Annotated in this window: 24 protein-coding genes; 12 read left to right on the forward strand and 12 right to left on the reverse strand. The window is 63.7% G+C overall.

Annotated elements, in window-relative coordinates:
• Window positions 1-108: 108 nt before the first annotated feature.
• The 6 genes from ACZXDY_RS21170 to ACZXDY_RS21195 form a co-directional block, all read right to left on the reverse strand.
• Window positions 109-933 carry a phosphodiesterase gene (locus ACZXDY_RS21170; protein WP_464346818.1) on the reverse strand — a complete coding sequence of 275 codons (825 nt, stop codon included), beginning with the start codon at window positions 931-933 and terminating at the stop codon, window positions 109-111.
• Entirely contained in the window at window positions 930-1,754 is an 825-nt protein-coding gene (locus ACZXDY_RS21175) for a phosphodiesterase (RefSeq protein WP_464346819.1), read from the reverse strand. The genes ACZXDY_RS21170 and ACZXDY_RS21175 overlap by 4 nt, the downstream gene beginning before the upstream one ends.
• Before the next feature lie 191 nt (window positions 1,755-1,945).
• Entirely contained in the window at window positions 1,946-3,226 is a 1,281-nt protein-coding gene (locus ACZXDY_RS21180; RefSeq protein WP_464346820.1) for an ABC transporter substrate-binding protein, read from the reverse strand.
• A gap of 29 nt (window positions 3,227-3,255) precedes the next feature.
• Complete coding sequence (locus tag ACZXDY_RS21185) at window positions 3,256-4,092, reverse strand: carbohydrate ABC transporter permease (RefSeq protein ID WP_464346821.1); 837 nt, start codon at window positions 4,090-4,092, stop codon at window positions 3,256-3,258.
• Window positions 4,089-4,970 carry a carbohydrate ABC transporter permease gene (locus tag ACZXDY_RS21190; protein WP_464346822.1) on the reverse strand — a complete coding sequence of 294 codons (882 nt, stop codon included), beginning with the start codon at window positions 4,968-4,970 and terminating at the stop codon, window positions 4,089-4,091. The genes ACZXDY_RS21185 and ACZXDY_RS21190 overlap by 4 nt, the downstream gene beginning before the upstream one ends.
• Window positions 4,963-6,114 carry an ABC transporter ATP-binding protein gene (locus tag ACZXDY_RS21195; RefSeq protein ID WP_464346823.1) on the reverse strand — a complete coding sequence of 384 codons (1,152 nt, stop codon included), beginning with the start codon at window positions 6,112-6,114 and terminating at the stop codon, window positions 4,963-4,965. The genes ACZXDY_RS21190 and ACZXDY_RS21195 overlap by 8 nt, the downstream gene beginning before the upstream one ends.
• Window positions 6,115-6,267: 153 nt before the next feature.
• Between ACZXDY_RS21195 and ACZXDY_RS21200 the strand changes: the two genes are divergently transcribed.
• Both ACZXDY_RS21200 and ACZXDY_RS21205 read left to right on the forward strand, forming a co-directional pair.
• A complete protein-coding gene (locus ACZXDY_RS21200) occupies window positions 6,268-7,155 on the forward strand; it encodes a LysR family transcriptional regulator (RefSeq protein ID WP_464346824.1) in 888 nt (295 codons plus the stop codon).
• Between the two features lie 27 nt (window positions 7,156-7,182).
• A complete protein-coding gene (locus ACZXDY_RS21205; RefSeq protein WP_464346825.1) occupies window positions 7,183-7,830 on the forward strand; it encodes a DapH/DapD/GlmU-related protein in 648 nt (215 codons plus the stop codon).
• Window positions 7,831-7,878: 48 nt separating this feature from the next.
• Here the strand turns inward: ACZXDY_RS21205 and ACZXDY_RS21210 are convergent, their stop codons facing one another.
• Complete coding sequence (locus tag ACZXDY_RS21210) at window positions 7,879-8,382, reverse strand: hypothetical protein (RefSeq protein WP_028167177.1); 504 nt, start codon at window positions 8,380-8,382, stop codon at window positions 7,879-7,881.
• A 266-nt stretch (window positions 8,383-8,648) separates the two neighbouring features.
• Here ACZXDY_RS21210 and ACZXDY_RS21215 point away from each other — a divergent pair, with 266 nt between their 5' ends.
• The 7 genes from ACZXDY_RS21215 (at window position 8,649) to ACZXDY_RS21245 (ending at window position 14,988) form a co-directional block, all read left to right on the forward strand.
• The gene (locus ACZXDY_RS21215; protein WP_155255431.1) at window positions 8,649-8,819 is read left to right on the forward strand and encodes a hypothetical protein; all 171 of its coding nucleotides are present in this window, start codon (window positions 8,649-8,651) and stop codon (window positions 8,817-8,819) included.
• The gene (locus tag ACZXDY_RS21220) at window positions 8,812-9,051 is read left to right on the forward strand and encodes a cysteine rich repeat-containing protein (RefSeq protein WP_028167176.1); all 240 of its coding nucleotides are present in this window, start codon (window positions 8,812-8,814) and stop codon (window positions 9,049-9,051) included. The genes ACZXDY_RS21215 and ACZXDY_RS21220 overlap by 8 nt, the downstream gene beginning before the upstream one ends.
• A 193-nt stretch (window positions 9,052-9,244) precedes the next feature.
• Window positions 9,245-10,123, forward strand: a complete 879-nt coding sequence (hpnC, locus tag ACZXDY_RS21225) for a squalene synthase HpnC (protein WP_028167175.1) — start codon at window positions 9,245-9,247, stop codon at window positions 10,121-10,123.
• Window positions 10,120-10,962, forward strand: a complete 843-nt coding sequence (hpnD, locus tag ACZXDY_RS21230; protein ID WP_464346826.1) for a presqualene diphosphate synthase HpnD — start codon at window positions 10,120-10,122, stop codon at window positions 10,960-10,962. Before hpnC ends, hpnD begins: the two co-directional genes overlap by 4 nt.
• Before the next feature lie 6 nt (window positions 10,963-10,968).
• The gene (gene hpnE, locus ACZXDY_RS21235; RefSeq protein ID WP_028167173.1) at window positions 10,969-12,225 is read left to right on the forward strand and encodes a hydroxysqualene dehydroxylase HpnE; all 1,257 of its coding nucleotides are present in this window, start codon (window positions 10,969-10,971) and stop codon (window positions 12,223-12,225) included.
• Window positions 12,226-12,280: 55 nt separating this feature from the next.
• The gene (gene shc, locus ACZXDY_RS21240; protein ID WP_464346827.1) at window positions 12,281-14,242 is read left to right on the forward strand and encodes a squalene--hopene cyclase; all 1,962 of its coding nucleotides are present in this window, start codon (window positions 12,281-12,283) and stop codon (window positions 14,240-14,242) included.
• A complete protein-coding gene (locus tag ACZXDY_RS21245) occupies window positions 14,239-14,988 on the forward strand; it encodes a phosphorylase (RefSeq protein ID WP_028167171.1) in 750 nt (249 codons plus the stop codon). Before shc ends, ACZXDY_RS21245 begins: the two co-directional genes overlap by 4 nt.
• 185 nt (window positions 14,989-15,173) lie before the next feature.
• Here ACZXDY_RS21245 and hpnH read toward each other — a convergent pair whose 3' ends face one another.
• Window positions 15,174-16,334 carry an adenosyl-hopene transferase HpnH gene (gene hpnH / locus ACZXDY_RS21250; protein WP_464346828.1) on the reverse strand — a complete coding sequence of 387 codons (1,161 nt, stop codon included), beginning with the start codon at window positions 16,332-16,334 and terminating at the stop codon, window positions 15,174-15,176.
• A gap of 34 nt (window positions 16,335-16,368) precedes the next feature.
• Window positions 16,369-17,295 carry a 4-hydroxy-3-methylbut-2-enyl diphosphate reductase gene (ispH, locus tag ACZXDY_RS21255; RefSeq protein WP_464346829.1) on the reverse strand — a complete coding sequence of 309 codons (927 nt, stop codon included), beginning with the start codon at window positions 17,293-17,295 and terminating at the stop codon, window positions 16,369-16,371.
• Between the two features lie 446 nt (window positions 17,296-17,741).
• On the opposite strand from ispH, the gene hpnN reads away from it, so the two are divergent.
• Window positions 17,742-20,360 carry a hopanoid transporter HpnN gene (hpnN, locus tag ACZXDY_RS21260; RefSeq protein ID WP_028167168.1) on the forward strand — a complete coding sequence of 873 codons (2,619 nt, stop codon included), beginning with the start codon at window positions 17,742-17,744 and terminating at the stop codon, window positions 20,358-20,360.
• On the opposite strand, the gene ACZXDY_RS21265 is transcribed toward hpnN, so the two are convergent.
• Window positions 20,301-21,011, reverse strand: coding sequence for a DUF2147 domain-containing protein (locus tag ACZXDY_RS21265; RefSeq protein WP_051397084.1), 711 nt, complete (start codon window positions 21,009-21,011; stop codon window positions 20,301-20,303). The two genes, hpnN and ACZXDY_RS21265, sit on opposite strands and share 60 nt — an antisense overlap.
• 104 nt (window positions 21,012-21,115) lie before the next feature.
• Here ACZXDY_RS21265 and hpnO point away from each other — a divergent pair, with 104 nt between their 5' ends.
• The gene (gene hpnO, locus ACZXDY_RS21270; RefSeq protein ID WP_028167166.1) at window positions 21,116-22,507 is read left to right on the forward strand and encodes an aminobacteriohopanetriol synthase HpnO; all 1,392 of its coding nucleotides are present in this window, start codon (window positions 21,116-21,118) and stop codon (window positions 22,505-22,507) included.
• 121 nt (window positions 22,508-22,628) lie between these two features.
• Window positions 22,629-23,033, forward strand: a complete 405-nt coding sequence (locus ACZXDY_RS21275) for a GFA family protein (RefSeq protein ID WP_464346830.1) — start codon at window positions 22,629-22,631, stop codon at window positions 23,031-23,033.
• Window positions 23,034-23,051: 18 nt separating this feature from the next.
• Here the strand turns inward: ACZXDY_RS21275 and ACZXDY_RS21280 are convergent, their stop codons facing one another.
• Both ACZXDY_RS21280 and ACZXDY_RS21285 read right to left on the reverse strand, forming a co-directional pair.
• Entirely contained in the window at window positions 23,052-23,813 is a 762-nt protein-coding gene (locus ACZXDY_RS21280) for an anti-sigma factor family protein (protein WP_028167164.1), read from the reverse strand.
• Window positions 23,810-24,364, reverse strand: coding sequence for a sigma-70 family RNA polymerase sigma factor (locus ACZXDY_RS21285; protein ID WP_028167163.1), 555 nt, complete (start codon window positions 24,362-24,364; stop codon window positions 23,810-23,812). Before ACZXDY_RS21285 ends, ACZXDY_RS21280 begins: the two co-directional genes overlap by 4 nt.
• Window positions 24,365-24,380 lie beyond the last annotated feature (16 nt).

Here is a 24,380-nt window from a genome sequence, read left to right on the forward strand (position 1 = left end):
ACCCGGGGCCGCGCGGAACGCTGATGCTGATGTCCCGGGTTACGCGTTCGCTTCACCCGGGCTACGAACTGCACCCCGCGAGCGTGGAGGTGAAGGAAAGCAAATCGTCTACCCCAGAGCCCCATTCAGCGCCGCCTTGTCGTGCAGCGAGAACCTCGGCCCGACATACATGAACGAGCATTGGTGGATCACGATCTGTCCACTGCTCACCGTGACATGCGAATAGTCCGGCGCCTCGTGCGAGCCGGGAATGTGGCCCTCGGTATCGAGGTCAAATGCGACCTGGTGCGCCAGCGCGCGCTGGATGTGGAAGGGGACGCCATTCCAGAGTCCTGCGATCGGCCGGTGTAGATGGCCCATGAACAGGTAGTCCGGCCGGCGCGTGCGCGCGATCACCTCCCACTCGGCGTCCGGATTCGCAAGGCGAATGGTGTCCATGTAGCGCAGGCCGGTGTCGAACGGCGGGTGATGCTGGAATAAGAGCAGCGGACGGTCGTTCGGCGCTGAGGTCAGCGCATGCTCGAGGAAGGCGAGGCGGCGCTCGCAGAGCAGGCCCTCATGGTTCGGAGCCGCCTCGTTCAACGTGTCGAGGGCGACGATGGTCGCGGCGTCGAACACCTGCATGGATTGCACAAAGCCGTCGCCGTCTCTGACAACGCCAGGAAAATAGCGGCCGAACGTATCGCGGCGGTCGTGATTGCCCATCATCAGGATGGTCGGCGCGTTCAGGCGCGCCAGCACGTTGGCAAGATGCTCGTAAGCCGCGTCCTCGCCCCAATGGGCGAGGTCGCCGGTGACGATGACGAAGGCAAGGTCGGGATGGTCACGGTTGATGCAGGTGATCGCGGCCGCGAGCCGCTCCGCCGGATCGAGACCGTAGATCCTGCGGCCGCTAGCGACGAAATGGGTATCGGTCAGGACGACAAACTTCATCGCACCATGGTCTCCCGGTTCCAGGTCTGATAGTCGGGCGAACCCTCGATGCGGAGCGGACCGTCGTAGCCGAATTCCACCATGTGTACGGTGACGTAATCCTCGCCCAAGAACACAACGCCGTAGGCTTCAGGCAGATCCGACGCGCACAGGACCTCTGTTTCGGCGAACAGCGGATAGCTCGCATGGTTGGTGCCGCGCAGCGAGGAGACGGGAATGCCGGCGACCGATCCCGCGAGCGGCAGGTGGCAATGGCCGAAGAAGATATGCCGGATTTGCTCGCGATGCCGCGCCACCAATCGGCGGAAGGCGGCGTCATCGAGCAGACGGATCTGATCGAGCGGCGCAATATGCGTCGGCATCGGGTTGTGATGCATGAAGAGCAGGAACGGTCCGTCATGCTCAGCAAGCCGCGCCGCGAGCCAGCCGAGCCGTTCGTCGCAATAGCGGCCGGCGTGCGTTTCCGGTTGGGCAGTGTCGAGGAACAGGCAGCGCGCGGCGGGCAAATCATGGACGCCCTGCACGAAGCCGCCTTCTCCAGCGAGGTCGGGAAACACGCTGAGGAAGTTGGCGCGGTTGTCGTGGTTGCCGATGCACAGCCGCACCGGGATCGGGAACTGCTCAAGGCGTTGCTTCAGCCACCGATAGTCGTCGCGGTCGCCCCAATCCGAAAGGTCGCCGGTGATCACCATCAGTTCGGCATCATGGTGATCCCTGAGGATGTGGGTCAGCGCGCGTTCAAAGTTCTTCCGCGGATCGCGGCCACCGATGGTCGAGCCCGGCGCAGTCAGGTGGATATCGCTCATATGGATGAGTTTCATTGGGGGCGCTCCGCAAAATGAGCTGCGAGGCGCATGATACGCCCCGCAGCGGGTTTCGAAAGGTCCTAAAGCGCGATGAGATGAGGATGAATCATCATCGCGCTTTAGGCTATTGTTTGAGCATGATCTCCGCGCAAACGCTCCGCGTTTGTCGCGAGGGAAAACCGCTTCACACTTTTCCGGATCATGCTTTAGCGCGCCGCGCCTGATGTCTTCGGCAGCAGCTTCTGCACGTCGGCGGTCATCTCGGAGAGCACGGCATCGGCCTCCTTGGAGCGCGCGCCGCTGATGATCGAGTTCATGTGGTCCTTGATCACGTCCGTGATCTTGAGGCCGTTATCGCCGGGGAACGCGTACCACTTGGTGAGCAGCGCCATCTGGCTCACTGCAGTGTAGTTGTTCGGGTTCTTGCTATAGAAGTCCTTCAGGTAGACTTCGTTGGCGACTTTGTTGGCGGGCATGTAGCCGGTGGTCTCGGCCATGATCGCCGCGCCCTTCGGACCGGCCCAGAACTTCACGACTTCCCATGCCGCCTCGCGCTTGGCTTTGTCCTTGGACAGGATCATCACGACATTGCCGCCCGCCGGCAGGCGTCCGTTCGGCGATGCGACGTCGGGGAAGGTGTGGGTCTTGAGCTCGAACTTGCCGCCGATCATCTGGGTGACCTTGTTCAGATCGGAGGTCGAGGTGATGTGGAAACCGGTCTTGCCGGCGGCAAAGGCCGCGCGCATCGCGGGCTGGTCGAGGTTCGGCATGCCGCCTTCATTGACGAGGCGGGCGAGCATGCGGATCGCGAACTGCCCTTCGGGACCGTCGAAGGCGACTTTGGTCTCGTCGGTATTCAGCATGGTGCCGCCGCGCGCGAACACCGGAGCCTGCCACAGCCAGTTGCCGGTGATGTCCCAGACATAGGTCACGCCGTTGATGTCAGGGCCGAGCGCCTTGATCTTCTTCGCTTGTGCGATCAGCTCGTCCCAGGTCTTCGGCAGGTTGTTGGGATCGCCGCCGGCCTCCTTCAACAGGTCGAGATTGACATAGACGATCGGCAGCGAGATCGCGAAGGGCAGGGCATAGATCTTGCCGCTGGCGGTGCCGATGTCGAACATCGCCTGGTGGAAACCCTTGCGGTCAAAATCCTTCTCGGCGGCGATGTAGTCGTCGAGCTGGGCCGGGATGTTCTTGTCGACGAGCACGCGGATGCGGTTCAGGCCCTGGAAGGTGACGTCGGGCATCTGGTTCGTGACCGCTTCGCGCAGCACCTTCTGGGTAGCGTCCTCATAGGATTCGTAAGGTGCGCGCAGCGTGATCTTGATGTCCGGCCGCTCCTTGGCGAACTCTTCGGCAATGCGCTTGTGAGTCTCGGCGAACAGTTCCGGATACGGATATTGCAGCACGATCTCGGTCTGCGTTTGTGCCAGCGACGCGCTGGCGGCAAGCGACAGCACGGCTGCGGCGATCCACGATTTCAGCATAGGACAGGCTCCTGTTTGAGGTGACGGCGTTATTTGATTCCGGTCAGCGTGATGCCTTCGATGAAGCGACGCTGCGCGAGCAGGAAGGCGATCAGGAGCGGCGCGATGATCACCATCGCGGCCGCCATCAGCGGGCCGTAATTGGTGCCGGCCTCGTTGTTGCGGAAATGCGCCGCCGCCAGCGGCGGGGTGCGCAGTTGCTCGCTGTTGAGCACGATGAGCGGCCAGAAATAGTCGTTCCAGTGCGCGACCACGGAGAAGATGCCGAAGGCGGTGACCGCGGGGATCGCGGCAGGCAGCATCACACGCCAGACGATGCCGAACTCGGAGATGCCGTCCATGCGCGCCGCGTCCACGAGATCGTCGGGGACCGACTTGAAGAACTGGCGCATCAGGAAGATGCCGAACACAGAAACCGTGAACGGCAGCACGAGCGCCGCATAGCTGTCGAGCAGGCCGAGCTTATGCAGCAGCAGGAACACCGGGATCGCAGTGGCCTGCGGCGGAATCAGGATTCCGAACAGCACCAGCGCGAACAGCGTGTCGCGGCCGAGGAAACGCAGCTTCGCCAGCGCATAGGCGGCGGGCAGCGCGATCAGCACCTGCAGCACGAAGATCGAGATGGTGACGATCACGCCGTTGAGCAGGAAACGCCAGAGATTGGCCTTGGCGAATGCGATCTTCAGATTGTCCCACAGCGCGAAATGATGCGGGATCAGGTGCAGCTCGCTGGAGAACACTTCCTCCGGCGGTTTTGAGGCCGTGGAAATCATCCAGATGAACGGGGCAAGCAGCACCACGGCGCCCGCGATCAGGAGCAAATGGCGGATGGCGGGCCAGAGCGGAATGGTGCGGATACTGTTCATGCGTATTGCACGCCGCGATCGGCGAGCCTCGCTTTGATCAAGGTGAGCAGGAGGACGAAGACCAGGAACACGACTGTGAGCGCGGCGCCGTAGCCTGAGCGGAAGAACTCGAATCCCTCAGTGTACATGGTGTGGATCAGCACCTCCGTGGATTTCGACGGCCCGCCCTTGGTGCTCGGCCCGGTGACGACCATCGGCCAGGTCACCAGGCGAAACCGCGCCCAGGCGCTGGCGGCGCCATCGATCTCGGCGGCCTCGTAGAGCTGCTTCGGGATCGACACCAGGCCGGCAAGGAACAGCACCATGTTGAAGCCGACCGCCTGCCAGATGCCGATCGCGCAGAGCGCATAGAGCGCGGTGCCGCGGTCCTGCAGCCAGCTAAAGGCCGGCAGCCCGGCGCCGCGCAACAGCCCGTTCACCAGGCCGAACTGCGGATGCAGCATGAACTCCCAGACCACGGCCATCGCGATCAGTGTCGCCATGACCGGCAGGAAATAGATGGTGCGATAGAGGCTGCGCAGGCTGGTGCCGCTTTCGATCAGAAGCGCGATGCCGAGCCCGAGCGTCACCGCGCCGGGCACCACGATCACGACATAGGTCAGCGTGTTGCGCAGCGAGATCCAGAACACTCTGTCGGCGAACATGTCCTGGTAGTTGGCAAGGCCGATCCAGGAGAAGGCGGGAGCGCCGAGCTGATAGTCGGTGAAGGAGAGCGCGATCACGCTCGCGAGCGGGCCGAGCAGCATGAGCAGCATCAGCGTGAAAGCCGGCGCGACCAGGCCGTAGGCCGTCGATGCGCGGTGGTCGCGTTTGCGCAGGGCTGCGCTCGCCGCCGGCGCGGCGACGGCGGTAGTGTCGATCGTTGCGGCGTCAGACAATGGCCCGCTCCCGCACGCGCTCGGTGTGCTCGATCTCGACCTCGATCCGTTTGCCCTCGGCGTTGAAGGCGCGCACGGCATCCGTCGCGAAGCCGAATGAGACCGGGGTTGCGATCGGCGGCAATCGTCTCGGGTCGTCGATACGCGCCACGAGACGCGCGTCGCTGCCATTGATGCCGAGATGCACGAACGCTTCCGAGCCCATGTTCTCGACGTGTACGACGTGGCCGGAGAACGGCCCGCCGCCGAGCTCGATCCGCTCGGGGCGCACGCCGATCCGACAGGGGCCCGGCGCGGTAGGGCTCGTCAATCGCAATGCGATACCGAGCGCCTCGACGCGGCCGTCGTCGCGGATCCGTCCGGGCAGGATGTTGATCTTCGGGCTGCCGACGAATTCGGCGACGCGGATATCGCGCGGGTTGTCGTAGATGTCGGTGGGCGTGCCGACCTGCACCAGCTCGCCGCCGATCATCACGGCGATCCGGCTCGACATCGTCATCGCCTCGGCCTGATCATGGGTGACGTAGACGAAGGTGGTGTTCAGCCGCCGGTGCAGTTGCGCGAGCTCGGCGCGCATATGAACGCGCAGCTTGGCGTCGAGGTTGGACAGCGGCTCGTCGAACAGGAAGGCCACCGGCTGGCGCACGATGGCGCGTCCGACCGCGATGCGCTGCCGCTGCCCGCCCGACAATTGCGCCGGCTTGCGAGCGAGCAAATGCGCGATTTCGAGCTGTTCGGCGACTTTTGCCACATCCTCGCGGATGCCGCGTTCCTTGCGGCGCCGGCTCGGCAGCAGCGCGCCGAGGAGGGGCAGGCGTTCGATCGCCGAGAGGCGCCGCATGCGCAAGGGCACCGCGATGTTGTCGAACGCGCTCAAGTGCGGATAGAGCGCGTAGGACTGGAACACCATCGCGAGATTGCGCGCGCTCGGCCTGATCCCGTCGGCAGCGACGCCATCGATCCTGACCTCGCCCGCGTTCTGCGGCTCGAGACCTGCGATCACGCGCAGCAGCGTTGATTTGCCGCAGCCGGACGGACCGACCAGCGAGATGAACTCGCCATCCTCGATCCTGAGGTCGACGCCCTTCAGAATTTCCGTGCCGTCGAAGGATTTCCTGATGGCGCTGAGTTCGATCGTTGCCATGTTACCCCGTGCATCAAGCCGTGTCGTTGGTGCACAGGGTTACGGAAGCGGTCTGACAGTCACATAACGTTCAAAAGCTTTTCTTAGGCTGATCGCAGGCTTTGCTTTGATGCCCTGCGGACGCGGTGTCGCAGCAACCAGGGGTGACCGACATTGGCTTTGACATGGTCTCGCGTGCGGGCGGTGAACGCGGTGTTCGAGTGCGGAACGTTTGCGGGCGCGGCGCGGCGGCTCGGCGTGTCGCAGCCGGCGGTGGCGCAACTGGTGCGCGATTTCGAAGCCGAATTCGACGTCGCGCTGTTCGATCGTCACGGCCAGACGCTGGTGGCCACCCCGCTGTGCCGCCGGCTCTATGCCACGACACAACGGGTCCAGGCGATCGAGACGGATGCGCTTGCGATCCTGGAGCAGCGCGACGAAGTGTCGGGCGGCGAATTGCGGATCGGGCTTGGCAATGCAATGCCGGGCATGTCGCTGATCGCGACGTTCAGGAAGCTGTTTCCGAAAATCCAAGTCAATGTCGAGATCGGCAGCTGGTCGGCGATCGTGGGAGCCGTGGTCGATCAGCGCGTCGACGTCGGCGTGCTTCCCGAAGTGCCCGACGGCAATCGCTTTCGCCGCGAAGCCTGTGTGCAGCAGCGCGTGGTGGCGATCTGCCATCCCGGTCATGCGCTGAGCCGTCAGGCGCGGGTGGCGGTCGCGGACCTCGTGCAATATCCGCTGGTGTTTCGCGACCGCGATTCATCGGCGCAGCGCGCGCTCGATAAGGCGTTTCGCGCCGCCAATCTGCAGCCGACGCCCGCGCTCGTCGTGAACACGCGCGAGGGCATGCTCGAGGCCGTCGCGCACCGGCTTGGCGTCGGCTTCATCTGGGAGCACGGTTCGAGCCGCGTCGACCGCATCGCGAAGGTCGCGATCGCGGAAATGGACGTGGGCTCGCCGGAATATATCTTCTCGCTCGCCGGCAAGCGCGGCAAGCTGGTCGACCTGTTCTATCACGCGCGCGGCATGTCATCGCCCCGCGACGGCATAGTGTCCTGACCGCGCCTCGTTTAAGGAAACATCAAAATGAATGAAGCGCCGCGTCCGCGCCCGAAGATTGCCGACACCGTCATCGAGCCGACGGTCAAGCTGCGCGAGAGCACGATCGGCAAGTGCTGCGAGATCCTCGGCGATACCTCCCTCGAATATTCGGAGCTCGGCGATTTCTCCTATCTCGGCCCCGGCTGCATGGTCGGGGATGCAGAGATCGGCCGGTTCTGCGCCATCGCAGCGCAGGTCCGGATCGGGGCACCGAACCATCCGATCGACCGTCCGTCGCTGCACCGTTTCACCTATTGTCCCGAATACTACTCGGAGACGGCCGAGCGTGATCGCGGCTTCTTCGCCGAGCGGCGCGGCGATCGGGTGGTGATCGGCAACGATGTGTGGATCGGCCACGCCGCCATTGTCCTGCCCGGTGTTACGGTAGGGGACGGCGCCGTGCTGGCGGCGGGCGCCGTGGTGACGCGCGATGTGGCGCCTTATACCATCGTCGGCGGCGTGCCGGCTCGCCAGATCCGCGAGCGGTTTAATCGCAAGATCGCGGCACAGCTTGCACGGATTGCCTGGTGGGATTGGCCGTTCGAAACCATTATGGCGCGCCTGGGCGAATTCCAGTCGACCGACATCGAGGCCTTCTGCGCGCGCTGGGACGATGCTGCGACAGTGTCGTAGCCCGGGCTACGCTGTCGCTTCGCCCGGGCCACAGAGTTCGCGGCCGTATCAGCCCTTCGTCAGGGTGATGTTGACGCCGCGGATCTCGCCCTTGGAGTCGATCTGCACGACCTGCCTGTTGCCGTGGGCGCGCAGGTTCAGCGTGGCGGCGAATCCGGACGCCTCGACGAACACCTCGATCTGGCCGCCGCCTGCGGTACCCTGCAGGTTGCCGAAGATGTTGCGGCTCCTCTCGCTCCAGTTGCCGGAGATGCGGTCACCCTGGCTCGTTACGTCGCTGGAGAGGTCGAACTTATAGCTGTCGCTGGCGCAATTCAGGCTCTGCTTCAGGCCAAGCCCGGTGGCGTTGACCTTGTAGCTGGCCTTGCAGCGGATCCGTTCGGTGGTGCCGTTGGAGAGCGCAACGGTGCCCGAACCGCTCCACGATCCGTCAAAGCCAGCGAATGGTCCCGACGATTGGGCGTTGCCCGCGCTGACCGACAACATGACCACCGCGCCAATGCCGGCCGCCGCGATCGCGCGCCCGAACAAGCCCAAACCAAACCGCTTCATTGTGAGTTTTCCCATCAAAAATCGACGACCTTCTTCAAGATACGCCTCGCCGCATCGAACACTTAGTGTTGATCGCGATCCCACAGGTTCAAACGACCCACCCTGCCTGTCATAGCCGGCGGAATCGCGGGAAACAGGCCATTTTTGCTCGACAGAATCAAGCCGCATCTCACGTCATGTCTGTTCATCCGATATCGGCACCTGCGCTGCAACAGTCTGTAGCGAACCGTGATCGAAAGGAATTTCTTGGTTTTTCAACTGATTAGATGGCCCTTTACAGCACCGCAAATTTGGCCGCATTTAGCGGCGCTTGTCCTTTCTTCGTCGCTTTGCTACGCGGCGGCGCAAATCCCAATAAATCCGCGCCGGGTCCTGCCGAAACGCAATTTCCGGAACAGGGTTTTTTGCTGTCGAAAATGAAGGAATACGATGCGTAAAGTTCTATTGGCCCTCGCGCTGTTGTCGATCCCGTTTTCATCTGACGCCTTCGCCCAGCAGCAATCGCGCAGCGGCACGCCTGAGGAACAGAAGGCCTGCACCCGCGACGTTCAGAAGCACTGCCGCGCGGTGATCGATCAGGGCGATTTCACCATCCTCGCCTGCCTGAAGGAGAACCGCACCAAGATCAGCGCGGCCTGCGACCAGGTATTGAAGAGCCACGGGCAGTAACGCCGTATTTTGCACGCGAAAAATTGCCGCAAGAGAGCCTGTGCCCACTGTGTGATATTGGGCACAGGCGCCGCGCACATTGCCCATACAGCATTGGTTTTGGTCGCGTATTCCCCTATATGGGGCACGCAATCCACCGCATGCGCAACTTCTGGCGCATGCCCTTAGCCAGGGCGAATGTGGCCGGTTCCTGATGACAAGCGCGAGCGAACTGCGATCCGGGAAGACCCATCGCGACGAGAATTTTCCGGTCGCGTCGTGGATCATTCATCCGCGTCACCGCGCCCTGATCCTTTCGTTCTATAATTTCGTCCGCACCGCCGACGACATCGCCGACCACGCAACGTTGCCAGCGGACGAAAAGCTCCATTATCTCGATCTGCTCGAGAAGGAGCTCCTGGGTGAGGGTGATACCCAAAAGGAAGCCGTCAACCTGCGCCGCGCACTCGCCGAGCGAGCGATGCCGCCGCGCCACGCGCTGGACGTGCTGGTCGCGTTCCGCATGGATGTGACAAAGCTGCGCTACGAGAACTGGGACGAGGTGATCCATTACTGCCGCTACTCGGCGATGCCGGTCGGCCGTTTCATGCTCGATGTCCACGGCGAGAGCACGTCCACCTGGGCGGCGTCGGACGCGTTATGCGCGGGCTTGCAGATCAACAACCACCTGCAGGATTGCGCCAAGGACTACAAGAATCTCAACCGTATCTACCTGCCGCGCGATGCGCTGGCCGCATCCGGCGCGACCGTCGAGATGCTCGGGGAGCCGAAGTCTCCACCGTCGCTGCTGCAATGCCTGCAGGCGCTCGCGGTGCGCACCGAGACGCTGCTTGCCGAAAGCAAGTCGCTCGCCGCCGAGGTGAAGGATCTGCGGTTGGGTCTGGAGATATCCGTGATCCAGGCATTCGCCGACAGGATCGTGAACATGCTGAAGGTGCGCGATCCCCTCAGCGAGCGCGTGCATCTCAGTCCGCTCGAAATGCTCGGCAACAGCCTCGGCGGCGTCGCCGGCGAATTGGCCCGTCGCGCCATCGGGCGCCGGCCGGTGTCAAAAACGGCGGCCGGCGCATGAGCGTTGAGACGGCGGCGGCCAACGCAGAAGACTATGGCACCACCGCGTCCGGCAGTTCGTTCTACGCCGCGATGCGGATCCTGCCGCGCGCGCAGCGCGATGCGATGTTCCTGATCTACAGCTTTTGCCGCCAGGTCGACGATATCGCCGATTCCCACGGTCCGCGCGACGAGCGGCTGGCCGCGTTGCAGCAATGGCGTGACGATATCGATGCGCTGTACCAGGGCAATCCGCCGCCGCGGCTCAAGGACTATGTTGCCTCGGTCAAGTCCTTCGGCCTGAAGCGCGAGGACTTTCTTGCTATCGTCGACGGCATGGAGATGGATGTGCCGCAGGACATCCGCGCCCCCGACATGGCGACGCTCGATCTCTATTGCGACCGCGTGGCGAGCGCGGTCGGCCGGCTCTCGGTGCGGGTGTTCGGCCTGCCCGAGGAGGACGGCGTCCTGCTCGCGCATCATCTTGGCCGGGCGCTGCAGCTCACCAACATCCTGCGCGACGTCGACGAGGACGCCGGCCTCGGCCGGCTCTATCTGCCGCGCGAGATGCTGCTCCATGCCGGCATTACGTCTAACGAGCCCCAGCGGGTGATCGCCGAGCGCAACTTGCCGAAAGTGTGCCTGCCGCTTGCCGACCGGGCGAAGAAACATTTCGAGAAGGCGGATGACATCATGAAGCGTAATTCGCGGCGCGCGGTGCGCGCGCCACGGATCATGTCGAAATACTATGGCGCGATCCTCGATCTCCTGATCATCAGGGGTTTTGCAACGCCACGCGAGCCCGTTCGCGTCGGCAAGATGCAAAAGATCGGCATTCTTCTTCGTTACGCGTTCATCTGACATCTGATGCAAAAGACCGTTCATATCATCGGCGCCGGTATTTCCGGCCTCTCGGCAGCCGTTCGCCTTTCGAGCGCGAACTACACGGTGCACGTCCACGAGGCGACGCAGCAAACCGGCGGCCGTTGCCGCTCTTATTTCGACGCCGCGACCAATCTCACCATCGACAACGGCAATCACCTGTTGCTGTCCGGCAACCGCCATGCCCTGGCCTATGCAAAATCGATCGGCACCGAAGCCGGGCTGGTCGGGCCGGAACGCGCGAAATTTCCCTTTGTCGATCTTGCAAGCGGCAAGCGCTGGGAACTCGATCTCGGCGCTTCCCGCCTGCCGCTCTGGGTGTTCGACGAAGCGCGCCGGGTTCCCGACACGAGCTTACGCGACTACCTCGCGCTGGCGCCGATCGCCTGGGCCGGCACCGACAAGCGGGTCGGCGATACCATCGCATGCAAAGGCACGCTGTACGATCGTCTGGTGCAGCCGCTGTTGCTCGCCGCGCTCAATGTCGACCCGCCCGAGGGCTCGGCGGGATTGGCCGGTGCGATCGTACGCGAGACGCTGCTTGCCGGCGGCGAGTCCTGCCGGCCGCTGATTGCGCGCGACGGTTTGAGCTCGGTCCTGATCGAACCCGCGGTGAAGCTGCTGCAGGAGAGGGGTTCGAGCGTGCGGCTCGGCCATGAGCTGCGACAGTTCGGCACGGTGTCCGATCATGTCAGCGAGCTGAAATTCGGCGACGATACGATCGATCTGGCGCCCACTGACGCGGTGGTGCTCGCAGTGCCGCCGCGCGCTGCGGCATCGCTGGTGCCGGGCCTGAAGACGCCGACCAAATTCCGCGCCATCGTGAACGCGCATTTCCGCTTCGATCCGCCGCCCAATGCTGCGCCGATCCTCGGCGTGATCGGCGGCCTCGTCGAATGGTTGTTCGCGTTCCCGCAGCGGCTCTCGGTCACGATCAGCAATGGCGATCGTCTCGTCGACATGCCGCGCGAGGAACTCGCCCAGGCGATCTGGCGCGATGTCTGCAAGGCCGCCGGCATTTCCGGCGAATTGCCTCCATTGCCCGCTTGGCAGATCGTGCGCGAGCGCCGTGCCACATTCGAGGCCACGCCGGAACAGCACGCTCTGCGGCCCGGCGCGGTCACGGCCTATAAAAACCTGTTTCTCGCCGGCGATTGGACTGATACGGGACTGCCGGCAACGATCGAGGGATCGGTGCGATCGGGTGACCGCGCCGCCGATCTGGTCCTGGCGAGGCACTGACATACCCCGGCGCACGCAGCCGCAGCACGTTCAAGAGAAGGAGAAATCGAACAAAATGGATGCCGTCAACGATACCGCCACCGTCGATCCGATCGCACTGGAGAAGAGCATCTCCACGGCGACCGAGGCGCTGCTCGGCCATCGGCAATCCGACGGACATTGGGTGTTCGAACTCGAGGCCGACAGCACGATCCCGGCGGAATATGTGCTGCTGTGCCACTATCTGGGCGAGCCCGTCGACAGCGGGCTGGAGGCGAAGATCGGCAACTACCTTCGCCGTGTGCAGGGTGCCCATGGCGGTTGGCCATTGGTGCATGACGGTCCGTTCGATATGAGCGCGAGCGTGAAGGCCTATTTCGCGCTGAAGGTGATCGGCGATTCCGTCGACGCGCCGCATATGGTGAAAGCGCGCGAGGCGATCCGTTCGCGCGGCGGAGCCGCGGGCTCCAACGTCTTCACCCGCTTCCTGCTGGCGCTGTTTGGTATCGTGACCTGGCGCGCGACGCCGGTGCTGCCGGTCGAGATCATGCTGCTGCCGATGTGGTCGCCGTTCCACATCAACAAGATCTCTTACTGGGCGCGCACCACGATGGTGCCGCTGATGGTCCTGGCCGCGCTGAAGCCGCGGGCCAAGAACCCGAAGGGCGTCGGCCTCGACGAACTGTTCCTGCAGGATCCCAAGTCGGTCGGCATGCCGCCGAAGGCGCCGCATCAGAGCTGGGGCTGGTTCCTGCTGTTCCGCGGACTCGATAGCGTTCTGCGCGTAGTCGAGCCGCTATTTACCAAGAGCCTGCGCCAGCGTGCGATCGATGCCGCGCTCGCCTTCATCGAAGAGCGGTTGAACGGCGAGGACGGCATGGGCGCGATCTATCCGCCGATGGCCAACATCGTGATGATGTATGACGCGCTCGGCAAGGACGAGAACTATCCGCCGCGTGCCGCCACGCGGCGCGGCCTGGAGAAGCTCCTGGTGATCCGCGACAACGAGGCCTATTGCCAGCCCTGCGTATCGCCGGTGTGGGACACTGCCCTGACCTGCCACGCGCTGGAGGAGGTCGGCGGCGAGGAGACCTTTGCCAAGGCCAAGCAGGGGCTCGATTGGCTGAAGCCGCGGCAAGTGCTCGATTTCAAGGGCGACTGGGCAGTGAAGGCGCCCGACGTCCGGCCGGGCGGCTGGGCCTTCCAGTACAACAACGACCACTATCCCGACCTCGATGACACCGCCGTGGTGGTCATGGCGATGGACCGGGCGCGCCGCCATACCGGCACCAAGGAGTACGATGCGGCGATTGCCCGCGCCCGCGAATGGATCGAGGGCTTGCAGAGCCGCGACGGCGGCTGGGCCGCCTTCGACGTCAACAACCTCGAATATTACCTCAACAACATCCCGTTCTCCGACCACGGCGCGCTGCTCGATCCGCCGACCGAGGACGTCACCGCGCGCTGCGTCTCGATGCTGGCGCAGCTCGGCGAGACCGAAAAGACCAGCAAGGCGGTTGTTGACGGCGTTGCTTATCTGCGCCGCACCCAGCTTGCCGAAGGTTCCTGGTTCGGCCGCTGGGGGCTGAACTACATCTACGGCACCTGGTCGGTGCTCTGCGCGCTCAACGCCGCCGGCGTCGACCATCAGGACCCGATGATTCGGAAGGCGGTCGACTGGCTGGTGTCGGTCCAGAATCAGGACGGCGGATGGGGCGAGGACGCCGTCAGCTACCGGCTCGACTATCGGGGCTATGAGGCCGCGCCTTCGACCTCCTCGCAAACGGCATGGGCTTTGCTCGCGCTGATGGCGGCGGGAGAGGTCGAAAACCCCGCAGTTCGAGGGGGGGTGGAGTACCTAAAAAGCACACAGAGCGAAAAAGGACTCTGGGAGGAGCAGCGCTTCACGGCTACGGGCTTCCCGCGTGTGTTTTACTTGCGTTATCATGGCTACTCCAAGTTCTTCCCGCTCTGGGCGCTAGCGCGGTATCGGAATTTGCGAAGCACGAACAGCAGGGTGGTAGGGGTCGGAATGTGAGCTTGGGGGCGGGGGCCGCCGCGACTGTTGGGAAAATGCTGGATCCGCGGCCGGTCTTGATCGTAACGGGGTTAGTGCAGGAGGCCCGCATCGCGGCTGGGCCCGGCATGATCGTTATTTGCAGTTCCAGCGATCCGCAGCAGCTTCGTGCGCTATTGGCGACACTCGACTCGTCATCGTTCCGCGGCGTGATCTCGTTCGGCGTGGCCGGCGGGCTCGATCCGGCGTTGCGATCGGGTGACGTCGTGGTGGCGACGGAGGTGCTTTCCGGCGACACCCGATTCTTGGCCGATATGGCCTTGAACGACGAGATGGTTGCCAGCGCCACCTTGAAGCGCCGCAAGATCGTCAGGGGCGGGCTCGCGGGCGTCGAACAGGTGATTGCGGCCAGGGCCTGCAAGGCGGCGCTGCGCTCCGAAACCGGCGCTGCCGCCGTTGACATGGAAAGCCACATCGCTGCGGCCTACGCGGCCAGGGCGGGCGTCCCGTTCGCGGCGCTCCGCGTGATCAGCGATCCCGCCCACCGCGCGCTGCCGGAATTGGCGAAGACCGCGGTCAAGCCGAATGGCGACATCGACCTGCGCAAGGTCCTGCGCGGGGTGGCGCGCAACCCGCTGACGCTGCGCTCGCTGGTCTCGACCGGAATCGACTTCAACCGCGCGCTGCGCTCCTTGCGCGGCTGCCGTGGCTTCCTGCTGGGCGGCGAGACCCTCGTCCCCGTGGAGCCGATTCGCTCGGCGGCGTAGCTGCTGAGGCCGTAGCCCGGGTGAAGCGTCAGCGTAACCCGGGACCGGTACAAACGCGGATCGCAGGTGTCCCGAGTTGCGCTTCGCTCCACCCGGCTACGATTTGAAAGATACGCCGATCTAAAAACAAAAGGCCCGACCGTCATCGACGGCCGGGCCTTTTTTTGATTGACGTCGCTCGCGGCTTACGCGGCGGTTGAGGCTTTCTGCGCGGCCTTCTGCTGGGCGGCGGCCGCTTCGTCGCGGCGGATCTCGGAGAGCTTCTTCTGGACCTGCTCCGAGAAGATGTACTGCGCCGGGCGTTGCTTCGAGAGGTCGATCTCGGGGGCCATTGGACCCTTGGTGCGGATGCCGCGCATCGAGACCCACGCTGCCTTCAGCGGGTTGTTGAGCGCTGCGATCGCCGCGGTCGGCTCGTAGCCGCAATGCGCCATGCAGTCGGCGCACTTCTCATACTTGCCGGTGCCGTAGGAATCCCAGTCCGTGGTCTCCATCAGCTCCTTGAAGGTCTTGGCGTAGCCTTCGCCGAGCAGATAGCAGGGCTTCTGCCAGCCGAAGATGTTGCGCGCCGGCATGCCCCACGGCGTGCACTCGTATTCCTGGTTGCCGGCCAGGAAGTCGAGGAACAGGCCGGAATGCATGAAATTCCACTTCTTGCCCTTGCCGAGCGCAAAGACGTCGCGGAACAGCCTCTTGGTTTTGGTGCGGTTGAGGAAGTGCTCCTGGTCCGGCGCGCGCTCATAGGCGTAGCCCGGCGACATCGAGACGCCGACGCCAAGCTCGGTGGTGAAGTCGAGGAATTTGGCGATTTCTTCCGCCGGATGCCCGTCGAAGATGGTGGCATTGACGTTGACGGTGAAGCCGCGCGCCTTCGCCGCCTTGATCGCGGACACCGCGCGGTCGAACACGCCCTTCTGCGACACCGCCTTGTCGTGGTGATCCTTCAGGCCATCCAGATGCACGGAGAAGAACAAGTATGGCGACGGCTCGAACAGGTCGAGCTTCTTTTCCAGAAGCAGCGCGTTGGTGCAGAGCGAGACGAACTTCTTACGCGCCACCAGGCCGCGGACGATCTCGCCGATCTCCTTGTGGATCAGCGGCTCGCCGCCGGGGATCGCGACCATCGGCGCGCCGCACTCGTCGGCCGCGTCCCAGCATTCCTGGGCGGTCATGCGACGGTTTAGGATCGCATCCGGATAATCGATCTTGCCGCAGCCGACGCAGGCGAGATTGCAGCGAAACAGCGGCTCCAGCATCAGCACGAGCGGATAGCGCTTGCGGCCCCGCAGCTTCTGCTTGAGCAGATAGCCGCCGATGCGGAGTTCCTTGAAGAAGGGTATTGCCATTCTTTCTCTCTCGACTCTCACGACCTAGTTTGGGTCAGCCCGCGGTCAGTTCGGCCGGCAGGCGGAATTCGATGTTCTCTTCCCGTCCCGACAGGACCGACATCTTGACCGGTCCGATGCGCCGCAACGCCTCGATCACGTCGTCGACCAGCACTTCGGGTGCCGAGGCACCTGCCGTGATGCCGACGGTCTTCGCATTGTTCAGCCATTCCGGGTTGAGTTCGGTGCCATCGGCAATGAGGTAACTGGCGACACCGGCCTCGGTGCCGATCTCGCGCAACCGATTGGAATTGGAACTATTGGCGGCCCCAACCACCAGGATGACATCCACCAGCTTGCTCAGGTCCCTTACCGCGGATTGGCGGCTCTGTGTGGCATAACAGATATCGCGGATGTCAGGGCCTTGAATGTCTGTAAACCGGGCCTGGAGCGCCAGAATAATCTCACGTGTGTCATCTACGCTCAGTGTGGTCTGGGTGATGTAGGCGACTGGCGTATCAGCCGGCAGCGTCAGGGCCTTGACGTCCTCGACGCTCTGGACCAGCAGCACGGGGCCTGGAACCTGGCCCATGGTTCCCTCGACCTCGGGGTGGCCGGCATGCCCGATCAGGATCAATGCCCGGCCCTTCGACATATAGCGCTTGCCCTGGTTGTGAACCTTGGTGACCAGCGGGCAGGTGGCGTTGAGCACCGGCAGGCCGCGTGCGGCGGCCTCTTCCTCGACGCTGCGCGCCACGCCATGGGCGCTGAACACGGTCACCGCGTTCGCCGGAACCTCGGAAAGGTCCTCGACGAAGATCGCGCCCTTGTTCTTCAGGCTTTCGACGACGTATTTGTTATGGACGATCTCGTGCCGCACATAGACGGGCGGCCCGTATTTCTCGAGCGCCCGCTCGACGATCTCGATGGCGCGCACCACGCCGGCGCAAAACCCCCGCGGCTGCGCTAGAAAAACCTCCATGGGACGTCCGTTAAGCAAATTGCACCAATCCTGATCCGAAAACCCGCGCGGCCGACTACTGCAGCCGGCATGTCCTGCCTGCCTGCAATCTCCACACCACGGGTTCCTACACTTAAGCCCACCCCCAAGCGCACGGAAGAAGAGCGCTTTGTGTCAAAAAATGAGCGTCTAGGAAAGCCGGATTACGGAACGGTTATCACTCGGGTTACCATTTTAAGGTATCAAAATACCTAAAACTGCGGCATTAATGCCCACCCCATCTCACTTGTTCGTCACTTTATTGCCCGCTGGGGCGGGATATACCGCGCGCAACCCCGTTCCGGCCGGTTTCGACGCTGCTTCGTGAACCAGCGGTCGGGCGGTCGAAACAACATTAGATCGGCCCTGGGAACTCCGCTACATAGCGGGCGTTTTCGGCGTGCTTCCTGAGATCAGAAAGAAATGAAGTGCTGACACGTATTGTTGTCTCGATTGTTAAGGCGTGCACGCGATTTGCCGTCCCTGTCGTCGCCCTCTCGCTGATTCTTGCGGTGGCGGCGGGCTATTATGCGGCGCGCAACTTCACGATCAATACCGACATCAATACGCTGATCTCGCCCAACCTCGACTGGCGCCAGCGCGACATCAAGTTTGAGGAAGCTTTCGACCGCGAGCGCCTGATTCTTGCCGTCGTGGAGGCGCCGACGCCGGAACTCACGGGTCTGGCGGCCAAGGCGCTGGCCGATAAGCTTACCGGTGACACCGAGCATTTCGAATCGGTCACCCCGCTCGGCTCCGGCGAATTCTTCGAGAAGAACGGGCTTCTGTTTCTGCCGACCGAGGAAGTCGCGCAGGTCACCGGCGAGCTCGAATCAGCCGCGCCCCTGATCGAGATCATGGCCGGCGATCCTTCGATCCGCGGCCTCACCGGTGCGCTGGAGACCGGCCTTGCCGGCGTCAAGCGCGGGCAGGCCAAGCTCGAGAATGCCGCGCGGCCCTTCAACCTGATCTCTCAGACGGTCGAGGATGTCCTCAGCAACAAGGGCAATCCGACTTTCTCCTGGCGCGAGCTCACCAGCGATAAGCCGCTGACCGATTCGGACAAGCGCGCCTTCATCGAGTTCAAGCCGGTGCTCGACTATCAGGCGCTGGAGCCCGGCAAGGCAGCGACCGATGCGATCCGGCAGGCGGCTGCGGACCTGAAATTCGCAAGCGAATATGGCGCGCGCGTCCGCCTCACCGGGCCGGTCCCGATCGCGAACGAGGAATATGCCACCGTGCAGGACGGCGCCGTCATCAACGGCATCGGCACCGTGCTGATCGTATTGGTGATCCTGTGGCTCGCGCTGCATTCGGCCAAGATCATCTTCGCCGTGTTCCTGAACCTGTTCATCGGGCTTGCCATCACCACGGCCGTCGGCCTGATGATGGTCGGCTCGCTCAACCTGTTGTCGATCGCCTTTGCCGTGCTGTTCGTGGGCCTCGGGGTCGATTTCGGCATCCAGTTCAGCGTCCGCTACCGCTCCGAACGCTTCAAGAACGACAACCTGACGCTGGCGCTGGAGAACGCGGCGCGGCGCTCGGCGGTGCCGCTGTCGCTTGCGGCGATGGCCACCGCCGCGGGCTTCCTGTGCTTCCTGCCGACCGACTACAAGGGCATTTCCGAACTCGGCAAGATCGCCGGCGCCGGCATGCTGATCGCGTTCCTCACCAGCATCACCACACTGCCGGCGCTCCTCGACCTGCTCAATCCGCCCGGCGAGAAGGAGCCGGTCGGTTACGCATTTCTCGCGCCCGTTGACCACTTCCTGGAGAAGCATCGCGTCGCCATCATCATCAGCACGCTCGCGCTGGTGATCGCCGGCCTGCCGCTGCTCTACTACATGAAGTTCGACTTCAATCCGATCAACCTGCGCAACTCGCACGTCGAATCGATCGCGACCTTCCTCGATTTGAGGCGCGACCCGAACACCGGCGCCAATGCGATCAACGTGATGACGCATTCGGAAGCCGACGCCAGGAAGATCGAGGAGAGGCTGGAGAAGCTGCCGGAGGTGTTGAGCGTCCGGTCGCTCGACAGCTTCGTGCCGACCGATCAGCCGGCTAAGCTGAAGCTGATCGCGCAGGCGGCGAAGATGCTCAACCCGGCGCTCAATCCGGATTCGATCGATGCGCCGCCGACCGACCAGGAGAATGTCGAGTCGCTGAAGAGCTCGGCCGACAACCTCCGCAAGACCGCCGGCGACATCAAGAACGCCGGCGCCGTGGCTGCGCGCCGGCTTGCGGATGCGCTGACCAAGCTCGCTGATTCGAATCAGGCGACGCGCGACAAGGCGCAGAACGTGTTCGTTTCGCCGCTCAAGGTGGTGCTCGACCAGCTCAGGGACATGCTGCAGGCCCAGACCGTCACCCTGAAGTCGCTGCCGGAGGAGCTGGTCCGCCAATGGAAGGCCAAGGACGGGCTGATACGGGTGGAGGCCCTGCCGAAGGGCGATCCGAACGACAACGATACGCTGCGCAAATTCGCCGCCGCCGTGCTCGCGGCCGAGCCGACCGCGATCGGCGGCCCGGTCTCGATCCTGAAGTCCGGCGATACTGTGGTGAAGGCGTTCATCCACGCCGGCATCTGGTCGCTGATCGTGATCAGCCTGCTGCTCTGGCTGACGCTGCGGCGGGTTAGTGATGTGCTGCTCACGATCGTGCCGCTGCTGGTCGCGGGCGCCGTGACGCTGGAAATCTGCGTGCTGATCGGGCTCCCGCTCAACTTCGCCAACATCGTCGCGCTGCCGCTGTTGCTCGGCGTCGGCGTAGCCTTCAAGATCTATTACGTCACCGCCTGGCGTCAGGGCAGAACGAATCTGCTGCAGTCGAGCCTGACGCGAGCAATCTTTTTCAGCGCGCTGACGACGGCAACGGCGTTCGGCAGCCTGTGGCTTTCAAGTCATCCAGGAACCGCGAGCATGGGCAAATTGCTCGCGCTGTCGCTGGTCACGACTCTCGCCGCGGTGCTGCTCTTCCAGCCGGCACTAATGGGTAAACCGCGCGACGTCCGGAAGGAGGCAGATATCGCCGACGACGTCACCTGATGGGGCGGCTGGGACGGCTGCTGCCTGCTTCTGGCCGGCCGGTTGCTTGGAAGACGCGGCCGGCGCGGTGGCGGGAGCCGAGCTCACCGAGCCGGTGGTCTTGGGCGGGGTCGGAGCGGCTGCCTGCTGCGATGTAGACGGCGATGCACCTTTGGGCGCGGCGCCCTTGGCCACGCTGTTGGCAGGGGGCGTGCTGCCAGCGGCGCTGGAGGGAATCGGAGGCCCAACGCGGGTCCAGGTTTCGCCGCCGCAGAGAAAGCCCAGCACGCAGCCTTGAATCTCGAGCTTGTCAGAGCCAATTGGCTTGATCGTAGAGCTGTAGAGCTGACCGTCCTTGGCATTATAGACTTGACCCTCCCACGCATCCGTGCCCGCCTTCTTCTTCATGTCGATCAGGATCGGCATGCCGAGCGTGGGCCGGCTTTGCTTCGCGGCGTCCGGATTATGCGTATCCTTGCCGCCGGGGGTCTTCTCCCAGGCGACTGCGCCCCAGAGGCTGCCGTTGCATTGTGCGACCCGGATATGGGCGACACCGTCAGCCACGCGCCAGTCGCCGGTCGGATCCGCGGCCAGCGCTGGGACCATTGTGCTCGCCAAAACGAATCCCGAGTATGCTATGGTGCGTGCGAGCTTGGGTGGGCAGTGCAACATGGTCTTACCTGTGCTTAAGTGTAGAAGAGCCAAAGCTTGGGGGCAAAACGCCGCATTCGGCGTTTTGAGTTGACGAAATGACCATCAACCGACGTATGTAGCCAATGCTAAGCTCAAATCTAGACGTTTCCGAGATGTTTGTGGAGCGCCAGGCGCAGCGCAGTTCCCTGCACGCGCGCTACTTGAACGAGCAGCTCGTGCGCGTGCTCAAAACCATCGGCTATGACGTCGGCTTTCAAAAAGGGCAAGGCCAATATCTCTTCGATCGTGAGGGGGCACGTTATCTCGACCTACTCAGCGGATTTGGCGTTTTTGCGATCGGCCGCAACCACCCGGCGCTGCGCCAGGCCTTGAAGAGCGTGCTGGATGCCGATCTGCCCAATCTCGTGCAGCTCGATGTCTCCACGCTCGCCGGCATCCTCGCCGAGCGCCTGCTCGAATATGTGCCATATCTGGACAAGGTATTCTTTTCCAATTCGGGCGCCGAGACGGTAGAAGCCGCCATCAAGTTCGCGCGTGGCGCGACCGGGCGCCCCGGCATCGTGTCCTGCTCGCATTCGTTCCACGGATTGTCCTATGGCGCGCTGTCGCTGATGGACGACACCAATTTCCGTTCCGGCTTCGAGCCGCTATTGCCCGGCTGCACCCAGATTCCCTTCAACGATCTTGCCGCGCTCGAGCAGGCGCTGTCGTCGCGCCAGGTCGCGGCCTTCATCGTCGAGCCGATCCAGGGCAAGGGCGTCAACATGCCCTCGGACGAATTCCTGCCCGGCGCCGCGGCGCTGTGCCGGAAATACGGCACGCTGCTTGTTGCCGACGAGATTCAGACCGGCATCGGCCGCACCGGCAAATTCCTCGCCGTCGAGCACTGGAATGTCGAGCCTGACATGGTGCTGCTCGCGAAGGCGCTGTCCGGCGGTCATGTCCCGGTCGGCGCGCTGCTGACGCGCAAGAGCATCTTCGACAAGATCTTCAACCAGATGGATCGCGCCGTCGTGCACGGCTCGACATTCTCGAAGAACGATCTGGCGATGGCCGCCGGCATCGCGACGCTCGACGTCATCAAGGCCGAGAAGCTGGTCGAGCAGGCCGCCAAGCGCGGCGCCGAGCTCCGCCTCGCGCTGACGCGGATGGTGCCGGGCTATGAGCTGATGAAGGAAGTCCGCGGCAAGGGATTGATGATCGGCATCGAGTTCGGCCCGCCGAAGTCGCTGCGCCTGCGTGCATCCTGGAACGTGCTGGAGACCGCCAACAAGGGCCTGTTCTGCCAGCTCATCACCGTGCCGCTGTTCAAGGACCACAAGATCCTGACCCAGGTCGCCGGCCACGGCCTCCACACCATCAAGCTCCTGCCGCCGCTCGTCCTCACCGAGGACGACTGCACCTGGATCGAAAAGGCCTTCGACACCGTCATCGCCGGCAGCCACAAGGTCCCCGGCGCGATCTGGTCGCTCGGCAAGACGCTGGTCGACAACGCGGTGCGCAAGTCGGCGTAGCCGTGTGGACTCGTAGGGCGGATTAGCGAAGCGTAATCGCCGCAGCTCTCACCAACCAACGCGTGTTGGTGGACTGCGCCTTCGACCAATCGACTCTATCAACGACCTGGGAGGAGATGAAATGCGCATCACAGGCGGTTGTCATTGCGGAGCCATCCGTTACGAGGCTGAAGGCGAAGCTCTTACGCACGCCCTCTGCCACTGCTCGGATTGCAGGCGTCACGCCGGCGCGCCGATGGTCGGCTGGACGATGTATCCCGCCAATGCCGTCAAGGTGACCCAAGGCCAGCCCAAGGTCTACGAATCATCCGAGCACGGCCGCCGGCACTTTTGTGCCAACTGCGGCACCGGTCTTTTCTACGTCAACGAGCAGATGCTGCCCGGGATCATCGATGTCCAGAGCGGAACCTATGATGATCCAGACGTCGTTCCGCCAGTGATCCATGTCCAGGTCGCCGAGCGGGTCCAATGGATGGAACGCGCGCACGAGCTGCCCGTATTCGACCGATATCCGCCGCAGCAATAGTCGCCCACAACCGTCCGGCTACGTGGCCGGAGTCCGCATCGCCGTCTCGAACTTCTCGCCGAACTCGGCAAGCTCGTCGGCGGCGAGGTCGCTGACGGCCCAGAAATTCAGGCCGTGATCGCTCCAGTGGCGGATGTTGAAGCCCTGCCGCTGGCTCATCCGGGCGGCGTGGCGCTCGGTGTCTGACGTCTGCGCGACGAACAGGTTGATGACGTGCTGGCGCCTTCGATAGACCACGGCGCCGATCGGGCGGGCGTCGACATAGTCGAGACGTCCGCCGATCAGGGTAAAGCCCAGGGCGGTGAGGTCGATCACCGGCGGGGCGACATCGAGCCTGCCGTTGAACCACGGCTTGACCGTGTGCTGGTCGGTGGAAAGCACGTCGGTGAGATGGCCGGCCTGCAGCGAGCGCAGATGCGCCGAGACCAGTTCCGACTGGACGCGCGCCTCGTCGTCGCTGCGCAGGATGACGGCGACGAGACCGGTGGCAGCCATCGCGGAGACGGCCGATCCCAGCGCGAAGCCGCGCAGCACCGCGCGGCGACTTGGGGCAACCTTCGGCTGCGGCAGCGCGGCCTCGATGCGCCGGCGCAGCTCGGGCGGCGCAGTGTAGCTTGCACCTTTTTCCGCAATCATGCGGCTGATCGCGCGATAGTCTTTCGCCAGCTCCGTGCAGCGCGGGCAGCCTGCGACGTGGTCCTCGACCTCGCGCGCATGTCCCGCGTCGAGCTCGCCGTCGATCAGCGCCTGAAGCAGCACCTCGGCTTCCTCGCAGGTCATTTTGCTTGCTCCTGTTCCGCAAGCCACGCCGAGCGCAGCATCGCGCGGGCGCGGGCAAGTCGCGACATCACGGTGCCGACGGGCACGGCCGCAACATCGGCGATCTGGCGGTAAGAAAGGTTCTGGATTTCCCGGAGCACGAAGGTCTCGCGAAACGGTTCGGCGAGCGCCGCGATCAATCGGCGAATTGCCGCGGAATCCTTCTCGCGCAGCATCTGCGTTTCCGGCGTCTCCGGCGCCTCGCGCCAGAGCGGGGTTGCCTCCGCGCTAGCAGCGACATCCTCGATCGCACCGGTCTTAATGTCCGCGCGCCGCGCATATTCGGCACGGCAGACATTGCGCAGGATCGCGAACAGCCATGGCTTCATTGCCGGTCCGCGATAGCTGTCGAAATGCTTGTAGGCGCGCAGGAAACATTCCTGCACCGCATCTTCGGCATCGCTGGCGTCGCGCAGGAGATAGCGTGCCAGTGTGTAGGCATCGTCGAGATAAGGCAGTGCGGCCTCGCGAAAGCGCCGCGCCTTCTCGGGATTGTCCTCCGACGCTCTCATCGCCTCATGCCCGGTT

This window comes from Bradyrhizobium sp. LeoB3 (genome assembly GCF_055456055.1).